We start from the raw sequence: 19269 nt of genomic DNA, 5'->3' as shown, positions 1-19269 counted from the left end.
GGAAACATGGCGGCTTTTTTCGTTGGTAGTTGCAGACCGGGCGAGACGGCTCATCCGGCTATAGACGGAAGCTCAGCGGCCGCCCTCGATCTTGCGGTGGCGTTGGTTGATGCCGCCCTTGCCATAGGGATAGTCGAACGGTTGAGGGGCGCTCACATCGTTCAATCTCGCCATCTCGTCATCTGAAAGCTTGAGCTTCATGGCGCCGAGATTGTCGGCGAGCTGTTCGGGCGTGCGCGCACCGAGGATGACGGATGTGATCGCCGGCTGCGCCGCCGTCCAGGCGAGCGCCACCTGCGCCATGCTGACGCCATGCGCCTTGGCGATCTCCTCGACGACAGCGATAATCGCCCAGGTTCTCTCCATCGCATTGCGCGGCGCATAGGATTCGCCGCCGCGATTGGGATTTTCACCGAGGCGGGTGGCGCCCGTCGGCATCTCGTCGCGCTTGTACTTGCCGGTCAGCCAGCCGCCGCCGAGCGGCGACCACGGCAACAGACCCATGCCGGCATCCTGGCAGGCCGCGACGATCTCGAGCTCGATGTCGCGCACCAGCAGGTTATATTGCGGCTGCAGCGTCACCGGGCGGGTATAACCGCGCGCCTTGGCGATCTCCGAGGCCTTGGCGATGTGCCAGCCGACATAATTGGAGAAGCCGTAATAGCCGATCTTGCCGGAAGAAACCGCATCGTCGAGGAAGCGCAGCGTCTCTTCGATCGGAGTCAACGCGTCCCAGGCATGCATCTGGTAGAGGTCGATCTGTTCAACGTCGAGACGGCGGAGCGAATCGTCGAGCGCCTGACCGAGATGCCGGCGCGACAGGCCGATATCGTTGGGTCCGTTGCCCATCGGAAAACGCCCTTTGGTGGCGACGATCGCCTGGCGCGCCTCAGTCGGGCGCGCCTTCAGCCAGCGTCCGATGATCTCTTCCGACTTGCCGGCGCTATAGACATCGGCGGTATCGATGAAATTGCCGCCCCAGGCGAAATAATCGTCGAGCAGCTTGTGCGAGGCGGCCTCGTCGGCCTCCGCGCCGAACGTCATGGTGCCGAGGCAATAGGCGGTGACGACGGTCCCGCTGGGACCGAGCTTGCGATAATCCATTTCTTCCTCCTCATGCGGATACCCGCAGCCGACGTGCAAACGTCGGGGTAGAAGCCGGGGCTCCTGCAATCAATGACAATGACAATATTGTGCTTGAGGCGGCCGCTTGCCGCCGGATGACGTATGGCGCCCCAGGCTGGGAGCACAGGGCCGGGGGAGCATAACCAATCCCGCCCGCGCGACAAGTGAGAAAAAAATATTCCTGCCTGCGGTCGCAGCCGGCGACGATCACGGATTTTACGAAAACGAGCCGGCGATCCGATCGGCTGCGGCGGCGCCGGTCTCGTAGGCGCCGTGCGCCGTCGAATAACGCGATGTCGAACAGGCTTCGCCGGCAAAGAAGATCCGCTCGTCATGCGACGCGGCGAGATGGCCGCGTTGGTCGGAGGCACCGGGTTCGGCGTAGGAATAGGAGCCGCCGATATGGGGCGCTGCGGCCCAGGCCGACATTGCGGCGACTGACAGCTCCTTGCGGATATCCGCGCCGAAATGTGCCGCCAGTTCGTCTCCAGCGAAGGAGAAGGCAGCCTGTCTGCCTTGCCCCTCCAGATCATGCGCGAGGTCGCCGGCGAAATAGGCCTCGACGACGGGCGCGCCGAACGGCCGCAGTTGATAGGTGCCGGTCGCACCGCGACGGGGAGAGCCCAACATATGCGTGTCCGCCGGCAGCGCCTCCCGGTTTGCGAGCCTCAAGAAGAGCTTGTCGGCGAGCCCGAGCGGCAAACGGGCTGCTGCCTCGATCTTGTCAGGCAAAGGCGGGTCGAAGACGATCTTGCCGGCGGCAAGCACATTCGTCGAAACCGTCACCAGCACCGCTCGGGCATTGAGCACACCCCGGTTCGTCTCGATGCCGATACGGCCGGCATGACGATGGTCAATGCGCGTTACCTCCGTGCCGAGCCTTGCCCGAACCGGCTTGCCGTAAAGCGAGACCAGCGTTCCATAGCCCTCGCGCACCCGCCAGTCAGGGCCAGCGCCGGGATCGTATCTGTTGTAATCGACGACCGACGACCGCTCCAGTTCGGCGCCGGTGATGTAGGTGCCGACCGCCCGGATCTGGCCGTTCCAGGGATTGCCGGGTTCGAGCATATCGGCCATGGCTGCATCATTCCCCGCGTGGCTCTCGAGGCGCTCGAAGTAGGCGCCGATCGCCTGCCTTGCGGCACGCGCCTCCGCGTCATCCCGCTGAAGCCGCCGTCCGCCATCGTTCCAGGGCGCAGGCGTGCGGTCGACCGTCAGTCCGACCTCGCCAGCGATCGCAGTCCAGGCATTGGTCCGCGCGCCATGCAGCCAGCCGCAGCCGAGATCGAGCCCGATATCGGCAGCTTCCGGCAGGCTGACCGTCCAGGCGCGACCGCCGAGACGATCGCCAGCTTCAAGCAGGAGGATGGAAAGGTCCGGGCGGATTGCCTGCAGACGACGGGCGGCGGCAATGCCGGCTGCACCGGCGCCGATGATGACGACATCCTCCTCGGCATCCTTGCTGTTGTCACCAGGCATGTATTTTCCTTTGGTCGTGCGACGGTTAAGTGGAAAGGGTCGTCTCAAGCAAGCCCTGCTTCGCTATTGCAACTGCTCCAGCAGCCGCCGAAGTGCTGTACGCAGATCGTCCATTTGCTGCTGGCTGGTCAAGGCCGCCCAGCTTTCATCGACGTGCCGGCCCGCCGCCATCGCTATCGGCCTGACCCCCTGGCCCTTTTCCGTCAGAAACACCAGCCTGCCGCGCCGATCGTTCGGATCTGGCCGGCGCTCGACATAACCCAGGCGCTCGAGTTCTTCCACGGCCTGCGTCATCGTCTGCTTACGCACACGGGCGAGCTTGGTCAGCTCGCTAACCTGGATGCCCTCGGGCCGCGCGAAGGTGAAGACGTTGGCATGCGGCGGGCGGATATCGCCGTAGCCGGCCTCATCGAGTGCCGCTTCGACGGCCTGTGTCCAATGCTGATGGACCAGACGCAACAACAGGCCAAGGGACGAAGACGACATGAAACCCCGCGCAGAATATAGACAGGTACCTGTCTATATGATAAATGGACAGTCACCTGCCTATATAACACGAAAGCGCGGAGCTCCATATGCCGACCATCGATATTCTCACCTCGTTCATCTCCTACGAGGAACTGGGAGAGGGCGACCCGATCGTCTTCCTTCACGGCAATCCCACCTCATCGCATCTCTGGCGGAACATCATGCCCGGTATAGGGCCTGGCCGCTGCCTGGCGCCCGATCTGATCGGCATGGGACGCTCCGGCAAACCGGACATCGGCTATCGCTATACCGATCACATCGCCTATCTCGACGCCTGGTTCGATGCGCTTGACCTCGACGACGTCGTGCTCGTCGGCCACGACTGGGGCGGCGCACTGGCGTTCGACTGGGCTTCACGCCACGCCAAGCGGGTGCGCGGCATCGCCTTCATGGAAACCATCCTGCGGCCGATGAGCTGGGAGGATCTCCCAGGCGGCGGAAAGGCGCGTTATGAACTGTTGCGGGGTGCGGGAACCGGCGAAGCCAAGGTCCTCGACGAAAATTTCTTCATCGAACAGGCCTTGCATGCCACCACGCTGAAAGGGCTCAGCGAGGTCAATTGGGATGTCTACCGCGCCCCCTATCCGGACCGCGACAGCCGGCGCCCGCTTTTGGAATGGCCGCGCGCCATGCCGATCAACGGCGAGCCGGCCGATGTGGTCGGCAGGATCGAGGCCAATGACCGCTGGCTTTCCGCCAGTCCTCAAACTCCCAAGCTGTTGCTGACCTTCGACGGTCCCTCCGAAACGCTGTTGATCGGCAGCGCGATGATCTCGTGGTGTCGCGACAACATCGCCGGCCTGGATATCAGGGCTTGCGGGCCGGCACGCCACATTGCCCCCGAGGACCAGCCTGAGGCGATTGCCGCCGAAATCAAAAGCTGGATCGACCGAAAGGGGCTCAGAACAGCGCAGCGGAAGGTCGCGTCTCAGGCATGAAGAACTGCGTCGGCGGCGATTTGACAGACTGTTGCAATGTTGGGCGGGTTCATAGGTGGGATCAATCTGCCAATGTGAAGGTCCCATGCCACGTTTCGATCGACGACGCTTTCTTCTTGCCTGGCTTCGCGCGCCGCTGCGCATCGCCTCGATCACGCCGTCAGGCCCTCGCCTTGCGGGCCTGATGACCAAGGAAATTTCTGCGCTGACGGGGCCGGTTCTCGAACTCGGCCCGGGCACTGGCGTTTTCACCGCGGCCCTTTTGGAACGCGGCATTGCCGAACGCGATCTGACTCTGATCAAATACGAGCGGGATTTCGCCACGCTGCTTCAGGGCCGCTTTCCCGATGCCAGGGTGCTGCGGGCGGATGTGCGGCAGATGTGGAAGACGCTTTCCGGAAGCTTCTTCGGCGGCGTCGTCAGCGGGCTTCCGCTTCTTGCCATGCGGCCGGAGGACGTGCGGGCGCTCCTCGATGGCTGCTTTTCCAACCTCAGACCGCACGGTGCCTTCTATCAGTTCACCTACGGGCCGAAATGCCCGGTGCCCGTGGAAATCCTCGACTCCCTCGGCCTTGTCGCCACGAGGATCGGCTGGACGTTGCGCAATATCCCGCCGGCGGCGGTCTACCGGATCAGCCGCAGGTACCAGCCAATGATATTGATCGAGCAACGCCGCGCATGATGGCGGATACGATCCTTTGCTACGAGGCGGCGATCCGGCATTCGATGCGCGACAGGCATCGCAGACTTGCTCGAGGGTGATATGGTTTCCACCTATGGACCGACGGCCCCGATTGGCTCCCGATAGGCCCTCCGATAGGAATGTGAGATGCGCATATTACTGATCGAGGATGAACCTCAAATGGCCGTGGCGCTCCGGGGGGCGCTCACCAGGCACGACATGGTGATGGACCACGTCTCGACTCTATATGACGCCGAACTGGTGATCGGCGACGGCGCTTACGACGCCGTCCTCCTGGATCGGCAACTGCCTGACGGCGATGGCCTCGAACTCATTCCGAAGATCCGCAAAAGGGGGCTGACGCTGCCAATCATCGTCATCACCGCCAAGGGAGAGGTTCCAGACAGAATCACCGGCCTTGAGACCGGCGCCGACGATTACCTTGCCAAGCCCTTCGTCTTCGACGAACTTCTGGCGCGGCTGCGTGCCGTGATGCGCCGCTCCGAAACCTTGCGCCCGGCGCTGATCTCGATCGGCCGTCTTTCGTTCGATCCGACCTATTGCGACATCATCGTCTCCGGCCTGCGTCTGGAAATGCCGCGCCGGGAGGCGCTGGTGCTCGAATGCCTCATGCGCCGTGCCGGTCGCATGGTGCCGCGACCGGCCTTGATGGAAGCAGTCTTCGGCTTCGACGACGAGATCCAGTCGAACGCGCTCGATTCCCACATATCGCGGCTACGGCGCAAGCTGGCAGCATCGCAGGCAGGCGTGGTCATCAACGTTATCCGGGGCGTGGGTTATCTCCTGCGTGAAGCATCATGAGCAAACGATGCTCCTATTCGCTGCGCAAGCGCCTGTTCTGGCGGCTTCTTGCCGTGCAATCGGTCGTGCTCATCCTGGTGATGATCGTGCTGATTTCGGTTGGCAAGATATCCGAATTCAGATCGACGGAGGGCACGATCGAGATCCTGCGCCAGGCCGTCTTCCGCCAGCCCACCGGAGAGTTGAGCCTGAGGGAGACCGAGGATCTTCGACAGCTGCGGAAGGAGGCGCCCGATCTCTGGTACACCATACGCGACATGCAGGGACATGTTTTGACCGAGGGCCGGATTCCGGAAGAATATGCCGCAATCGGCAACACGCTCGATCATATCGGCCAGGCCAAGTTCGGCTCGAACCTCGGCGACCACGACCGTCCGGCCGCCCGGATGATGTGGATTGCGACGGATTGGGGACAGGTGCAGTTTCTGACGGGCACCGACGGCCCCAACTCGTCCACCTCCATCCTGCTCAAACTTTCGCTGGTCCTTGCGAAAATTGTTATTCCGATCGTCGCGGTGATGGCGTTGGGTGCGTTGATCGCGACGCCGCTCGTCGTGCGAAGGTCGCTGGTCGGGATCGACCAGGCCGCGCTCCAGGCCGATACGATCGATATCGACCAGCGTGGCGGCCGGCTGTCGGAAAACGATATTCCCGAAGAGATCGCGCCGCTGGTGCACGCCGTCAACCGCGCCCTCGGCCGTCTCGACGAGGGTTATGAGCGGCAAGAGCGGTTTCTGACCGACGCCGCCCATGAGCTGCGCACGCCGATCGCCATTCTGAATACGAGAATTGGATCCCTGCCGCACAGTTCGATCAAGACCGACCTCTTGGAAGATGCCGCAAGGCTTGCCGTACTCACCGAGCAGATGCTCGATCTTCAGCGACTGAAACAGGGCAAGGTCCAATTCTGCAATGTCGACCTCGGCCAACTGGCGAGGAAGGTCATCATCGAGATGGCGCCACTGGCCTTTGCCGCCGGTTATACGGTGCAGTTCGATGTCGACGGCGCCGGCGAGATCGAGGGCGATCCTCTGGCGCTGCAGCGCGCCCTGATGAACATCCTGCAGAACGCGATCAACCACGGCGGCAGGAAAGGCATCATCTCGCTGACTTCAGGCTGCAACTGGATCGAGGTCAAAGACGAGGGACCGGGCATCCCCGCCGATATGCGGGAGCGCATATTCGAGCCGTTCTTCAAGCGCCATCACGACGGACGCGGCGCCGGCCTCGGCCTCAATCTCGTTCGCGACATCCTGCGCATGCACGGCGGCGAGGTGACGATCGACAACCGCAGTCCCGGCGCGGTCTGCCGGCTGAGCTTCCCGCCGGACAAAACGGCAGACGCTGACACGCCGCCGCGCCTGGTTACTGCGTAATTCAAGGTGCTAAAGCGCGTCGCGATCTTTCAGATTCGCTTGCCACGCTTTAGGTCTTTGGTTTTGCGCATGTCGTTGTCGCAAAACCGCTCCACACTTTTGCGCGACATGCTTTGGAGCGTCCTTTGCGCCTCTCGAAAAGACGCGCGGCGTTGTCGCGCGATGGATTAAATCGCGTCTCCGTGACATATAGATTCGATGAGCGTGCACAGAGATTCGCAACTCGACATGTTTGCCAAGGCATCGCCTGCGATGGTCAAGGGGCGCGGTCCATCGCACCGGCGTCCATCGCAGCCGGTCGTTCACTCCGATGAAGACATGGCGCGGGCGCTCGAAGAGAGCGGCAACTATCGCATCTTGAGAAAACTGGAGGCCCGGCCGATTGCGCCAGCTAGGCGGCCCGGGTTTTCGCGGCTCGGCGTCATTCTCGATACGGAGACCACAGGTCTCAACCATCGCAGCGACGAGATCATCGAAATCGGCGCCGTCGCCTTTACCTTCGACGATGACGGCGCGATCGGCGATATCGTGGGCATTTACGGCGGCCTGCAACAGCCGTCCCGGCCGATCCCGCCCGAGATCACCCGGCTGACGGGCATCACCGATGCGATGGTCGAAGGACAGCTCATCGATATCCCATCGCTGAGAACTCTGATCGAGCCGGCGGATCTGATCATTGCCCACAATGCCGGGTTCGACCGGCCGTTCTGCGAAGCCTTCTCGAAGATTTTCACCGGCAAGGCCTGGGCATGCTCGATTTCGGAGATCGACTGGAGCGCCCGCGGCTTCGAGGGCACGAAGCTCGGTTATCTCGTCGGCCAGGCCGGTTATTTCCACGAAGGACATCGCGCCGTGGACGACTGCCATGCGCTCCTCGAAATCCTCGATCGAGAGCAACGCGACGGTGAAAGCCCCTTCACCGAGCTTTACCGCGCCAGCCAGCGCTCGCGCATCCGTATCTTTGCCGAACACAGCCCGTTCGAGATGAAGGACCACTTGAAGGCGAGGGGTTATCGCTGGTCGGACGGCAGCGACGGCCGCCTGAAGTCCTGGTGGATCGAAGTCGGCGAAGAGGATCTCGACGACGAGCTATCCTATCTGCGCTCGGATATTTACCGATGGGCCGAGGCGGAGCCGCCGATCGTGCGGCTGACGGCCTTCGATCGCTTCAAACTCTGACCGCGAAGCGGTTCGGATCCTGATTAGCTACTAGATATGGCGACCCATGCAAGCGCCGCATAGGTGCAGTGATGCATTGGCGCTGCAATAATCAGATGTCTCATACTATATACAACTCATCGAAGCGAACGAAGCGCCAAGGACTGGCAGCTAAGCTTCGAAAGCCCACGAAAGGGGATCATCATGAACGTAGCACGCTCTTTTAACAACTGGCGCAAGTACCGTCAGACGGTCGCTGAACTGGGTCGTATGTCCGCACGCGAACTGGACGACCTCGGCATCGGCCGCAGCGACATCCGCAACGTCGCCCGCGCAGCCATCGCCCGCTAACGGCAGCTTAGACCAAGCATCTTCAAAGACTATGCCAGCGCCTGCTTCCTCCCGAGCGGGCGCTTTGCTTTTGTGCTTCCGGCAGATGGACCAGGTGATCGAGCCTCCCGCTTTTCGCATAACGCATAGCTGCCCTGCAAAAAAATGCCTATCAACTGGGCAGGAAATAAGTATGATTATTTCTATCGAAGCGATGCACCTCCTCCCGCATCCCTTCGATGTACAGGCGCCCCATCCTCCTCCCGGGGTCGTCTGTGGAATGACAGCACTCCTCCTCCCAGCTGTCGTTCGGTTTTTTTCGAAAGCCTGCCGCACCTCCTCCCGCGGCAGGCTTTTTCGTTTTGGCCGATAGCACCGCTGGATCGCGCCAAGAACGACCGCTTGCGATCCATTGCTTGGATGATGGCGTCATCATCTCCGGAAATTTTCCTGTCTATCCCAAATCTGCTTCGTGCTCTTGCGGGCCTTACGTCTCCTCAAGCGCGCACGGACAAACATGTTGACTCCAAACTTGTCGTACAACTATGTAACCGGATGGATACCGCCGCCGCAGCGGAACAGGCCGGACAAGACCGGCTCCCGCAATAGCGACGACCCGTAGCGACAATGAAGCGGAAGGAAAATTGACATGCAGATCGACGTGAGGCACGCCTCCCATCCCGAGGCCGTGCGTGATTTCGACACGGAGACGCTGCGGCGTCACTTTCTGGTGGAAACCGTCTTCGCGAGCGGCGAGATCCGGCTCACATATTCGCATTACGACCGAATGGTCATCGGCGGCGCGACGCCGCTCGGCCCCGGGCTGACGCTGACGGCGCCGACGGCGATCGGACAGGAAACCTTCCTTGCCGAGCGTGAACTCGGCGCCCTGAACATCGGCGGTGCCGGCCGCATCATCGTCGACGGCACGAACTACGATCTTGCCAAATATGATTGCCTCTATGTCGGCAAGGGTGCCAAGGACATCAGGTTCGAGAGCGCGGATGTGGCCAATCCGGCAAAGTTCTATCTGGTCTCGACGCCAGCGCATCAAGCACACCCGACCGTATTGCTCACCCGCGAAAAGGCCCGTCACCTGACGCCGGGCGAAGCCGCGACGGCCAACAAGCGGTCGATCTATCAGTTCATCCATCCGGACGTCTGCCAGTCGTGCCAACTCACGCTGGGCTTCACCATGATCGAGCCGGGCAGCGTCTGGAACACCATGCCGGCCCATACGCATGACCGCCGCATGGAAGCCTATCTCTATTTCGATCTGGAAGCGGAGCAGCGTGTCTTCCACTTCATGGGCGAGCCGCAGCAGACCCGGCATATGCTTGTCGCCAACGAACAGGCGGTCATCTCGCCGCCCTGGTCGATCCATTCGGGCGCCGGCACCAAGAACTACAGCTTCATCTGGGCGATGGCCGGCGACAATAAGAGCTTCACCGACATGGACCATATCGCCATTGCAGATCTGAGGTGAGCATCGTGGCAAATCCCTTCGACCTTTCCGGCCGGGTTGCCGTCGTCACCGGCGCCAATACAGGACTCGGCCAGGCCATCGCGGCAGCGTTGGCGCAGGCCGGTGCGTCGATCGTCGCCGTCGGGCGCTCCTCGATGGACGAAACCGGAGCGCTGGTGAAAGAAGCGGGAAGCCGCTTCCATGTCGTCAAGGCCGATCTTGCCAGCATCGAACCGGTCAAGGGGATCGTCACTGAGACCATCCAGACCTTCGGCGGCCTCGACATTCTCGTCAACAATGCCGGCATCATCCGCCGTGCCGATGCGCTCGACTTCACCGAGGAAGACTGGGACGCGGTGATCGACGTCAACCTGAAGACCGTTTTCTTCCTGTCGCAGGCCGCCGGCCGCCACATGGTCGACAAGGGCAGGGGCAAGATCATCAACATCGCCTCGCTGCTCTCCTTCCAGGGCGGCATCCGGATTCCGTCTTATACCGCCTCGAAAAGTGGCCTCGCCGGACTGACCAAGCTGCTTGCCTGCGAATGGGCCGGCAAGGGCGTCAACGTCAACGCCATCGCCCCCGGCTATTTCGTCACCAACAACACCACGGCGCTACGCGAGGATGCCGACCGCAATGCCGCCATCCTTGCTCGCATCCCGGCCGGGCGCTGGGGAACGCCGTCCGAACTCGGCGGCGCCGCCGTATTCCTGGCATCGTCGGCGTCCGACTATGTGCACGGAACGGTGCTGCCCGTCGATGGCGGTTGGCTGGCTCGGTGATCGGTTTCACCAACCGATCGGGCCAGAAGCCCGAAGAGCGAATCTGATCGGCCCGACGCGCTTTGGGCCGCTGCCTACCGCATCGGCGTGGATGCGGAATGCGAACAGGAAACGGGGTCGGCACAGCCGCCTCGACACCAGGATTTCGAAACAGGATGGCAGATAAGGACAACGCGGTCTTCCATACCATTCAGCAGGCGCCGAACCTGCGCAGCAATCTTGCCGATATGTTGACGGCGCAAATCGAGTCCGGCGACCTGAAGCCCGGCCAGCGCCTGCCGACCGAACAGGCAATCATGACGGCGACGGGCGTCAGCCGGACGATCGTTCGCGAAGCGCTCGCCGCGCTGCGTGCGAAGGGGTTGATCACCACGCGGCAAGGCCTCGGGGCTTTCGTCTCGAACGATCCGACGCCCAGATCTTTCTCCATCATTCCCAACGACCTGCAGTCGATCGACGAGGTTCTGCGCGTGCTGGAGCTGCGCATGGGGGTCGAATACGAAGCCGCGGGTCTTGCCGCGTTGCGGCGCACGCAGGAGGATATCGAGCGTATGCAGGATCGTCTCGACGCCCTCGACAAGGCGCTCGAGGAGGGTGGATACGGCGCGCAAGAGGATTACGCCTTCCACAGATCCATTCTGGTCGCGACGCAGAATTCCTATTACGGCCGCCTCTTCGACACGTTCGGCAACATCATGGTGCCGCGGCAATGGGCGCGCTTGGACAAGATGACATCAGCCGAGCGCAAGCGCCATGCGGCACGCATGCGCAGGGAACACCACGCCATATTCGCGGCGATCCGCGACCGCGACGAGCTTGCTGCGCGCCGCGCCATTCGAAGCCACCTGTCGAAAAGTGCCGCACGCTTTGAAGAGCTGCGTGATGCTACGGCATAATCCTTTTCACATCTCAGGCTTCGGCTTCATCAGCCGCCGCCAGGCGGCGTGGTCAGTTTGCAGATCGGCGGAGGCGTGGATCGCGGGCAGAAGCGGTTTGCGTTTGCGCCGGCCGAAGCGCCGTTTGAAGCCGAGGATATTTTCGACGAAGCTCCGGGTGTAAAGGCCGGGGCCGCTTGAATAGATGCGCCATCCACCGTCGACGGCGATCTTTCCCGCCTTGACTCGCTGCCATTCGGCCGTTGCCTGATAACGATCATGGAAAGCCGCATCGCTGCTGCTGAAATAGGTGTTGCGCTGGCGCAGTGAAGCATGCGGCAGCGCTGATGTGACTGAAATCGGATTGACGACGGCGATCGCCTTCCAGAGTTCGTCCACTTCTGCCTCCAGCGCAAGTGTTTCGCAATAGCGCAGATGCGCATGCACATACATCAACCCGATCTCGCGGCCGAAGAAGGAGGAGGATTCGGCGCGGCGAAACAGCGTCTCAGGCCCGCCGGCATAGGTCGCGGGCTTTTCCATCAGCCGCACCCCGTCGGGGAAGAGCAGATGCTCTTTAATCAGCTTCATATGATCGCGTCTCTGAACCGGCGTGAAGAGGCCGCCGAGCATCGCCTGCGTCATCGAGATCAGCGAGTAATGCAGGCCGGTGCGCCGGTCGCTCGGGTGCAGCAGCAATTCGGCGCCGTCATGGCTGGGATCGAAGATACCGTAGCCGGCAACGACGCCCTCACGCACGAGATGGCGGTTGAAATCCCGGCGCATCGCCGTTGCGATCTTCCTCAAACCCTTGGCCTTGTCGCCGTGGCCGAGGCGGCGCAGGATCGCCGAATAACGGACGATCTGCTCGTAGAGCAGGGCAACGGTCCAACTGCTGACCATCCAGTCGCGCAGATGCGGATCGGCCGGCTGCAGGGAATCGTTCCAGTCTCCCTCGCCATAGCGGATCAGATGCGTTCCAGGGATGAAAGCTTCGCGAACGGTATCAAGCAGCTTCTCGACATGGATCGCAATGGTGTCGGGCTCCGGCGCCCGGGCCATCGTCTTTTCATCGCGCCAGGAGACTTTCTCGTCGAGGATGGCGAGATCGCCGGTCGCTTCGATATAATCGCAGAGCGCCTTCAGCGGCCAGACGACGATATCGCCGTGACTATCGCCCGCCCGGATGTTGGCATAGGGCTCCAGCATGAACCATTGCGGCCAGTCGCCTTTTTCCAGGTATTGTTCGCTGAAGACGGTCTTCAGCACCTCCTTGGCTTCCCGGTCATGCTCATAGGCGAGCAGGAATTCGATCGGGCCCTGGCATGCGTCGCGTGTGCCCCAGGCCGCACCCGTATATTGCTCGAGGCCGTGCGGTACGCTGAGATGCACGATCGCATCATGCGCGAGCCAGGGCAGCAGCGTCGCCTGCGCGGCAAGGTCGGGCGCGGTGCTGCCGATCGTCAGGCCGCGCACGGCGTTCCGCCAGAATTTTGATGCCGGCGCAAGCATGGCTTCATCGGTGACGCCGGCCTCATAACGCTGCGCCAGCCGTTCGGCTTCCGCCGCATCGGTCATCGAGCCGACGACAGCGAAAGAGAGCACCTGCGTCGCCCGGGATCGGAGCGCGACGAAAGCGCCGTTGCGTGTTACCCCGTCACTGTAGAGCAGTTCGTCGCCACCGATCTCCTCGATCGCATCGGGCGTCGAACTCACCAGCCAATAGGCGGCATCGGGATAACGCTCGCCCCAGAGCCAGGCCGGGTCCGGCCGGAAAAGAATGCGTTTGCCTGCCGTATCGAATTCGATCTGCCCGCCCGCGTCATATTCGCGCTCGCCGAGCACGATATGACCAAACACCAGGAAGCGGCACGGCTTGCCCTCGACGGAGACGGTCCACTGCATCGCCGCATCCTCGCCGGAGGCGACCGCCGACACGATGATTGTGCATTCGGGGAGGCGATAGATCCAGCGGCAATCGCTGAGCCCCATTTCGAAAGCCGACGGCACCGCCAGAAGCTGCCAGCCGGCGCCGACATCCGCCATGATGCGCAGCCCGCTGGCGCGGGTCAGATTGTAGGGGTCGCGGGAGACGGAAAAGAGCTTGTGAAAAGACGTATTGCCGATCGTCAGCTGGGCCGCGAAAATGCCCTGCATCCAGCAGGTCGCGGCAAGCGTCGCATCGTCGAGCAGCATGTTCTCACCGCTGCGGACGATCGCGCCGTGATGGCGCGCCACCATAAGCTCCTTGTCACGCAGGACCACATGGCGGTTCAAAACACCGTCCGACACGAAAAACGAAAGAAGCTTTCCGTCGACCCGCTCTTCCAGGCTCCGCTCCGGATAGAGCTTGCCGATCGCCTTTTTGTCCAGCGCCTCGGCCTTCAGCAGGGCAGCATCCTGCAGCAGGCTGCGGACCGGCGCTGCCTCCTCGATATCGGCGGCCGCACTGTCGGCCGCCGCGAGCTCGTCAAGCCGTGAAAGGGCGGCATCGCTCGACGACTCGGGATGATCGGCGGCAAACACGGCAAAGAAGGTCGCGGTCGCCCCGTTTGCCGAAGCGGAGAACGGTTTCGACTGGATGGCGGGGCACGCCGTCTCCTGCTGGCGCCGTTTGCTCGGCAGGCTGGTGCCGAAGGGGCCGACCAGCCGGTCGTCGAGGCGGTCGCTCGCCTGCACCAGCTGGATCGCATCGGTGGCATAGGCAGCCGCCCCATCGAGGCAGCCCTGCACGAGCCAGGGGTTGCGGGCACCCGACTGCTTGAGATTTTGCCGGTTCATCACAACGTGGCCGAATGTCTCGTGATCGGCGATATGGTGATCGACATATTGCGATGCATAGGCTTCGCTGTTCATCAGGAAACCGCGATCGCCGAGACCAACGTCCTGGATCAGCACCAGATCGACCGGCAGCGTCCCATCCTTGAGATGCCGGATGGAGGCACGCCAGAACCAGGCCGTTTCGGAGGGATGAAGCTCGAGGCGGACGTTGTAGCCGATATCGCCCGTTTTGCCGCTCCAGCAGAGGCTCGTCGCATCGTGCCCGAAGCTGCCATTAGCGCGTGGCCCGACAAGCTCCACCACCTCGGGCGCGGCCCCGCCGATGCGCAGATAAAGGCGACCGACGCCGCCGGCGAGCGGCGAGCCCTGGATCTGGTTGATCTGCACCGATCCCTTGTCGTCGGCGTATTCGATGGCAAACAGGGTGCCGTTCGGCAGGGCCGATATCGACAGGCCGGAACCGTTGCTGATCGCAAAGAGGCCAAGCTCGTCGCGTCGGGGCATTTGAAAACTGCGCGTAAGGTCCGTGGCCATTGAGATCTCGTCGATTGGCTTCAGAAGGGAACTGGAGGATGACGCAAAATGGTTGAGAGAAATCTTACCACTATCGCCGGTTCTCGATTAGGTCCTTGAAAGACAGGCCAGCCGATATCACTTGATGTTTCAATTCGAAAGTTGCACCGAGAGGTCATTGCCAAGGCGTCAAAGGAACTGAGGTCGACGGTGACGATGATGCCGTCAGGTTGCTCAATGGCGCCATAAGGCGGGAACGGAGTTCCCTATCATTTAACTTCAAGGCAAACTGGGACGGAAAGCGCTGATTCCGTCTGTGCGTGCTTCTTGACGCAACTCGCAGCTCCCATTCAACGAGGTGACTATTGACGCAGTTCTTCGAAACCACCCAAGGGATCATGGCAATGGGAGCGTTCATCGGCGCTGGCGGTTTAGCCGCTGGCTCCTTGCTTCCCATCGTCATCCGACTTGCGAAGTCTGGGATCAACCGGCGCCCGAAAGCCGAGGTTAGAAACCTGGCGATGCTGACGGTGCTGGCCCTGGACGATTTTGTCGGAGCCAGCTATGCGGCCGTTCACGACATGCCCGAATTCAATCCTATGGATGAAGGCGAATTCGCGTTTCACGTTCGCGATCCAACCCTTGCACTTCCGCACGACGCGAACTGGGGGCTTTTTAGTACCGAGCTTTCAGAAGAAATTTTGTGGTTGTCGAACCGAGTGAAAACCCATTCTTATGCGTTGGATAGTCTCGACCTTTCCAGGCCCGGATACGATGGCTTCTTCGAGCGACGCCAAGAAGGTTATGCTGGTCTGGCGGCTGAAGCGATGGACATTATTGAGCGTATGCTTGAAGAGTTTGACCTCACCCTGCCTGCCAAGCCAGAATATTATCGCCGGCGGGAAGGTCTCGTTTCAGCTATCCAAAAGGCTGGAGAAAACAACTCGCGGCACCCAAAGGCTCGCACTCTCGCGCACCCGAGTGGGTCAAATGTGCTGCAACTGTTCCCAAAGGCGAACGATGACGCCGAGTAAAATCAAGCGAAACCTCTGACACGGACTACTTTCGGCCGGATGATCCGCCATCGCATAGCTGCATTGCACAAAAAATGTTTTCCAACTGGTCAAAAAAGGAGCATAGTGTTCACAGCTGATGCAACACGACGGCTTTCCTCCCAGTTCCGTCGTTTCAGCTGTTCCCCTCTGGAGGTTTATACCTTCACAATTAATGGGCCACGGTTCTCCGTCGGCCCTCTTTTTTTTGTCTACGGACGGCCATCCGATGAAAATGTCGATTACGGATCAATACTGGCCAGCCGAATTCTTAGCTACCTGAAATCTTAAATGGGCCATGGTGATAGCTTTAGGGTGTCGACAATCGTCAGCAAGCCTGTCGCATCGTATCCGAGTGATATCTGGACTTTTACGGCACTGGGCCGAAATAGCTAAATATGTTGATTGAGAGCAGTGGGATCCTATCAAAAACTGTAGATCATGCATCTCGCATCCGGGTCGTTGACCTCGAAACAGCCGGGAATGGCCCGAATGATGTTTGCGAGATCGGCTGGCAGGACGTCGTGCTGGGCCATGACGGGGGATGGCGGGTTGATGATGAGCGCGGATCATTGCTTATAAATCCAGGGCGACCGATCTCTCCTGAGACGATGGCAATACATCACATCGTGGACGCGGAGGTCGCGACAGCACCTTTTTGGAAAGAAATCGCCTCCAGCGTCTTACGGCCGGAAGGTGGAGTGATCGCACTGGCTGCACATAGGGCAAGTTTCGAGCAGCGCTACTGCACCCCCAGATTTGCCGGCGGAGCGGCCTGGATATGTACTTGGAAATGCGCACTTCGGCTGTGGCCTGAACTGCCGAGGTTCTCCAACCAGATGCTCCGGTATCTGCGTATGCCCGAGGGACTGGTGCACACGATTGGCCTTCCCGCCCACCGCGCGATGCCCGATGCGTACGTAACCGCACACCATTTGCGGGACATGTTGAATGAATCCACCTTCGAGCAACTGGTGAAATGGAGCAGCGAGCCGGGCCTTTTGCCACGAGTACCTTCAGGCCCCGCGCGTGGCAAAAGCTGGGATCGGCTGGATATTGCGGCATTGCAGGCGTTCGCCTGCGATCGGGATGCCGACGTCCGCTTCAGCGCGGAGACGGAACTTCGCCGTCGTGGCGACGCGGACGTAAAAGTGGCTGACGAAGCTGAGCAGGGAACACTGCTTTAGGAGTTCTTCGGCTCCGGCAGGGGAAGGGACACAGCGGTGAGGGTTTGATGGCAGAACGAATGTCTGAACGCGCCAAGGGTGACATCGACGCCATTTTGGAACGGCTCTATCGGGTTTCCCCGGAGCTGGATAGAATTGCCGCCGATTGCGAGAGAGCTTTGCGGCTCAATGCTGAAGCGAGAGGCGATTACATTTCGCCACGAACCATGCAGGCGTTTGCCGAAATGCGCGATGCCGTAAGCGCGCTGTACGGCTCGGCGCAGAATGCGATGAAGGAAGCCGATAGGTTCTTTAAGCCGAAATAGTAGGTTAGATTTCGCTACGAATGCGCGATAGGGCCATGGAGCTCGACACGGCTGATGATTTCAAGCCATTCGCCAAGTTAACCGTTCATCTACAGGAGCTTAATTGATTCTCTTTAGAGCGGTTTCGTCAACCCTGGTTTTCACGTCGACGTTGGCCGCCTGGCAAAGGGCACTGAGAGCAGGGCGCAGCCGGTCAGCATGGCAATCACCATCCAGGCCTCGTTGATTGCCTGGACGCTTGCCGCGGTCTGGACCAGCGGATCGAGCAGCGCCGTGGTATCCGCATCGAAGCTGCCGCTATGCCCCGATATGGTCTGAAGCGGTGCGCCGACGAATGTCGCAGCCTCGACGTCTCCCGCTTGAAGACGGGTCCAGAGGACTTGTCCCAGCGGTTCCGAGCGCGTGTAGATGATGGTGTCGATCAGCGCGATGCCGATGGCCCCGCCGAGATTGCGCATCAGGTTGAAAAGACCGCTCGCGTCGGGAATGCGGTCTGGCGGCAGAGTGCCGAGCGCCAGCCGCGTCGGCGGCAGCAGGCAAAACATGATGGCGACGCCGCGCACGATCTGTGGCCAGAACATCGCATCGTAATCCGACCGAGGATCCTGAAAGGCGCTCATTCCGACCCCGATCGCAAACAGCGCGAAACCGGCGGCCGACAGCAGGCGCGCATCCATGCGCTTCTCCAGCGCGACCGCGATCGGTGCCGTGACCAGCTGCGCTATGCCGGTGACCAGCATCGTCACGCCGATATCAAGGGCATCGTGTCCCCTGATGAAAGCGAGGAAGACCGGCATGAGATAGACCGAACCGAAGAGGCCGATGCCGAGCACGAAGCTTAGAACCGAGCCGACGAGAAAGTTTCGATCGCCGACATTGCCGAGATCGACGATCGGCCTGTCTCGGCTAAGCGTTCGCCAGACGAAGACGCCGCCCGATGCAAGGCAGACGGTTAGCAGGCTGAGCACATAGGCCGAGATCCAGCCGCTCGTCGGCGCCTCTTTCAGGCTGAGTTCCAGGCTCGTCAGCGCGGTTGCCATCAGCAGGAGCGACAGACCGTCGAGATGCCTGAGTTCGGACGGATCAGTCGCCTGCCGCGGCAAGGACCGTGCCGCCAGGATTGCCGAGACGATACCGGGGATGATGTTGATCAGAAACAGCCAGTGCCAAGAATAGGTCTGCGTCAGCCATCCGCCGACGATCGGCCCGACGGTGGGTGCCAGCACCGCAAGCACGCCGGCGATCGTCGTCGCCAGCGCCTGCCGCTCGTTCGGAAAGAGAATGAACACGGCTGAAAATACCGAGGGGATCAGCGTTCCGCCGGAAAAACCCTGAAGCACCCGCCAGGCCACCAACTCGCCGAAGCTGCCGCTGGCCGCACAGCCGGCGGAGGCTGCGACGAACAGGCTGATGGCGGTAACGAACAGCCATCGCATCGTCAGCAGCCGGGTCAAGAAGCCGGTGAGCGGGATCGCCACCACTTCGGCGATGAGATAGGCCGTCTGTATCCAGCTCATCTGATCCGGATCGATACCGAGCGCCGACTGGATGGTCGGCAGAGATGTTGCCACCACCTGGACGTCGAGGATCGCCATGAACATGCCGACGCACATCGCCATGAAGCCGAGCCAGACGATGGCGGGCGTTTCATCAGGGCGGGCAGATTCAAGTCGTTCCGACATGCGATGATCCCGCGCGCTGCGTTCTCCGCCTCGGGTGCGAAGACTAAGGCCGATCGTGGTTGCGATCGAGACGACGGACAGCATGGCTCGGAAGTGAACCGCGATTTCGCCGATCGCGACACCATAGTTCGGATGAGGACAGGAGGGATAGGGACCCGCCGGCACAAATTTGCACGAGTGAGTTGAACG

At 61.3% G+C, this 19269-nt stretch carries 17 protein-coding genes; 12 read left to right on the top strand and 5 right to left on the bottom strand.

Annotation, left to right across the window (positions count from 1 at the left end; genetic code table 11):
* Positions 1-72 precede the first annotated feature (72 nt).
* The 3 genes from B5P46_RS14325 to B5P46_RS14315 form a co-directional block, all read right to left on the bottom strand.
* Positions 73-1104: an aldo/keto reductase gene (locus tag B5P46_RS14325; protein ID WP_129419234.1), complete on the bottom strand. Its 1032-nt coding sequence runs from the start codon at positions 1102-1104 to the stop codon at positions 73-75.
* 237 nt (positions 1105-1341) lie between these two features.
* Positions 1342-2604: a flavin monoamine oxidase family protein gene (locus B5P46_RS14320; protein WP_129419233.1), complete on the bottom strand. Its 1263-nt coding sequence runs from the start codon at positions 2602-2604 to the stop codon at positions 1342-1344.
* Between the two features lie 63 nt (positions 2605-2667).
* Entirely contained in the window at positions 2668-3090 is a 423-nt protein-coding gene (locus tag B5P46_RS14315) for a MarR family winged helix-turn-helix transcriptional regulator (RefSeq protein WP_129419232.1), read from the bottom strand.
* An 89-nt stretch (positions 3091-3179) separates the two neighbouring features.
* On the opposite strand from B5P46_RS14315, the gene B5P46_RS14310 reads away from it, so the two are divergent.
* From B5P46_RS14310 to B5P46_RS14265, 9 genes are all read left to right on the top strand, one after another.
* Positions 3180-4070 carry a haloalkane dehalogenase gene (locus tag B5P46_RS14310; protein ID WP_129419231.1) on the top strand — a complete coding sequence of 297 codons (891 nt, stop codon included), beginning with the start codon at positions 3180-3182 and terminating at the stop codon, positions 4068-4070.
* Between the two features lie 85 nt (positions 4071-4155).
* Positions 4156-4752, top strand: coding sequence for a class I SAM-dependent methyltransferase (locus B5P46_RS14305; RefSeq protein WP_129419230.1), 597 nt, complete (start codon positions 4156-4158; stop codon positions 4750-4752).
* A gap of 147 nt (positions 4753-4899) precedes the next feature.
* Positions 4900-5574, top strand: a complete 675-nt coding sequence (locus tag B5P46_RS14300) for a response regulator transcription factor (RefSeq protein WP_129419229.1) — start codon at positions 4900-4902, stop codon at positions 5572-5574.
* Complete coding sequence (locus B5P46_RS14295) at positions 5571-6950, top strand: sensor histidine kinase (RefSeq protein WP_129419228.1); 1380 nt, start codon at positions 5571-5573, stop codon at positions 6948-6950. The genes B5P46_RS14300 and B5P46_RS14295 overlap by 4 nt, the downstream gene beginning before the upstream one ends.
* Positions 6951-7148: 198 nt before the next feature.
* On the top strand, positions 7149-8129 hold the full coding sequence (locus B5P46_RS14285) for a 3'-5' exonuclease (RefSeq protein ID WP_129419227.1): 981 nt from the start codon (positions 7149-7151) through the stop codon (positions 8127-8129).
* Positions 8130-8312: 183 nt separating this feature from the next.
* Positions 8313-8459 carry a DUF1127 domain-containing protein gene (locus B5P46_RS14280; RefSeq protein ID WP_129419226.1) on the top strand — a complete coding sequence of 49 codons (147 nt, stop codon included), beginning with the start codon at positions 8313-8315 and terminating at the stop codon, positions 8457-8459.
* Between the two features lie 628 nt (positions 8460-9087).
* Entirely contained in the window at positions 9088-9924 is an 837-nt protein-coding gene (gene kduI / locus B5P46_RS14275) for a 5-dehydro-4-deoxy-D-glucuronate isomerase (RefSeq protein WP_129419225.1), read from the top strand.
* The gene (kduD, locus tag B5P46_RS14270; protein WP_281022975.1) at positions 9921-10685 is read left to right on the top strand and encodes a 2-dehydro-3-deoxy-D-gluconate 5-dehydrogenase KduD; all 765 of its coding nucleotides are present in this window, start codon (positions 9921-9923) and stop codon (positions 10683-10685) included. The genes kduI and kduD overlap by 4 nt, the downstream gene beginning before the upstream one ends.
* Positions 10686-10840: 155 nt before the next feature.
* Complete coding sequence (locus tag B5P46_RS14265; RefSeq protein ID WP_129419223.1) at positions 10841-11581, top strand: FadR/GntR family transcriptional regulator; 741 nt, start codon at positions 10841-10843, stop codon at positions 11579-11581.
* Positions 11582-11587: 6 nt separating this feature from the next.
* On the opposite strand, the gene B5P46_RS14260 is transcribed toward B5P46_RS14265, so the two are convergent.
* Positions 11588-14875 carry a GH36-type glycosyl hydrolase domain-containing protein gene (locus B5P46_RS14260; RefSeq protein ID WP_129419222.1) on the bottom strand — a complete coding sequence of 1096 codons (3288 nt, stop codon included), beginning with the start codon at positions 14873-14875 and terminating at the stop codon, positions 11588-11590.
* Between the two features lie 344 nt (positions 14876-15219).
* Here B5P46_RS14260 and B5P46_RS14255 point away from each other — a divergent pair, with 344 nt between their 5' ends.
* The 3 genes from B5P46_RS14255 (at position 15220) to B5P46_RS14245 (ending at position 17398) form a co-directional block, all read left to right on the top strand.
* Entirely contained in the window at positions 15220-15888 is a 669-nt protein-coding gene (locus B5P46_RS14255) for a hypothetical protein (protein WP_129419221.1), read from the top strand.
* Positions 15889-16304: 416 nt separating this feature from the next.
* Positions 16305-17093, top strand: coding sequence for a DNA polymerase III subunit epsilon (locus B5P46_RS14250; RefSeq protein WP_129419220.1), 789 nt, complete (start codon positions 16305-16307; stop codon positions 17091-17093).
* Between the two features lie 47 nt (positions 17094-17140).
* The gene (locus tag B5P46_RS14245) at positions 17141-17398 is read left to right on the top strand and encodes a hypothetical protein (RefSeq protein WP_129419219.1); all 258 of its coding nucleotides are present in this window, start codon (positions 17141-17143) and stop codon (positions 17396-17398) included.
* 140 nt (positions 17399-17538) lie between these two features.
* Here the strand turns inward: B5P46_RS14245 and B5P46_RS14240 are convergent, their stop codons facing one another.
* Complete coding sequence (locus tag B5P46_RS14240; RefSeq protein WP_129419218.1) at positions 17539-19080, bottom strand: DHA2 family efflux MFS transporter permease subunit; 1542 nt, start codon at positions 19078-19080, stop codon at positions 17539-17541.
* Positions 19081-19269: the final 189 nt, after the last annotated feature.

This window comes from Rhizobium leguminosarum (assembly GCF_004123835.1).
GTDB lineage: Bacteria > Pseudomonadota > Alphaproteobacteria > Rhizobiales > Rhizobiaceae > Rhizobium > Rhizobium leguminosarum_M.
This window is presented reverse-complemented; position numbering and strand designations above follow the sequence as displayed.

What these genes read in the sequence shown, in the direction of transcription:
- B5P46_RS14310 (WP_129419231.1), top strand. Translation starts at nt 3,180, where the DNA reads ATGCCGACCATCGATATTCTCACCTCGTTCATCTCCTACGAGGAACTG.
- B5P46_RS14260 (WP_129419222.1), bottom strand. Translation starts at nt 14,875, where the DNA reads ATGGCCACGGACCTTACGCGCAGTTTTCAAATGCCCCGACGCGACGAG.
- B5P46_RS14325 (WP_129419234.1), bottom strand. Translation starts at nt 1,104, where the DNA reads ATGGATTATCGCAAGCTCGGTCCCAGCGGGACCGTCGTCACCGCCTAT.
- B5P46_RS14300 (WP_129419229.1), top strand. Translation starts at nt 4,900, where the DNA reads ATGCGCATATTACTGATCGAGGATGAACCTCAAATGGCCGTGGCGCTC.
- B5P46_RS14265 (WP_129419223.1), top strand. Translation starts at nt 10,841, where the DNA reads ATGGCAGATAAGGACAACGCGGTCTTCCATACCATTCAGCAGGCGCCG.
- B5P46_RS14315 (WP_129419232.1), bottom strand. Translation starts at nt 3,090, where the DNA reads ATGTCGTCTTCGTCCCTTGGCCTGTTGTTGCGTCTGGTCCATCAGCAT.
- B5P46_RS14280 (WP_129419226.1), top strand. Translation starts at nt 8,313, where the DNA reads ATGAACGTAGCACGCTCTTTTAACAACTGGCGCAAGTACCGTCAGACG.
- B5P46_RS14245 (WP_129419219.1), top strand. Translation starts at nt 17,141, where the DNA reads ATGGCAGAACGAATGTCTGAACGCGCCAAGGGTGACATCGACGCCATT.
- B5P46_RS14285 (WP_129419227.1), top strand. Translation starts at nt 7,149, where the DNA reads ATGAGCGTGCACAGAGATTCGCAACTCGACATGTTTGCCAAGGCATCG.
- B5P46_RS14320 (WP_129419233.1), bottom strand. Translation starts at nt 2,604, where the DNA reads ATGCCTGGTGACAACAGCAAGGATGCCGAGGAGGATGTCGTCATCATC.
- kduI (WP_129419225.1), top strand. Translation starts at nt 9,088, where the DNA reads ATGCAGATCGACGTGAGGCACGCCTCCCATCCCGAGGCCGTGCGTGAT.
- B5P46_RS14240 (WP_129419218.1), bottom strand. Translation starts at nt 19,080, where the DNA reads ATGTCGGAACGACTTGAATCTGCCCGCCCTGATGAAACGCCCGCCATC.
- B5P46_RS14250 (WP_129419220.1), top strand. Translation starts at nt 16,305, where the DNA reads ATGTTGATTGAGAGCAGTGGGATCCTATCAAAAACTGTAGATCATGCA.
- B5P46_RS14295 (WP_129419228.1), top strand. Translation starts at nt 5,571, where the DNA reads ATGAGCAAACGATGCTCCTATTCGCTGCGCAAGCGCCTGTTCTGGCGG.
- B5P46_RS14305 (WP_129419230.1), top strand. Translation starts at nt 4,156, where the DNA reads ATGCCACGTTTCGATCGACGACGCTTTCTTCTTGCCTGGCTTCGCGCG.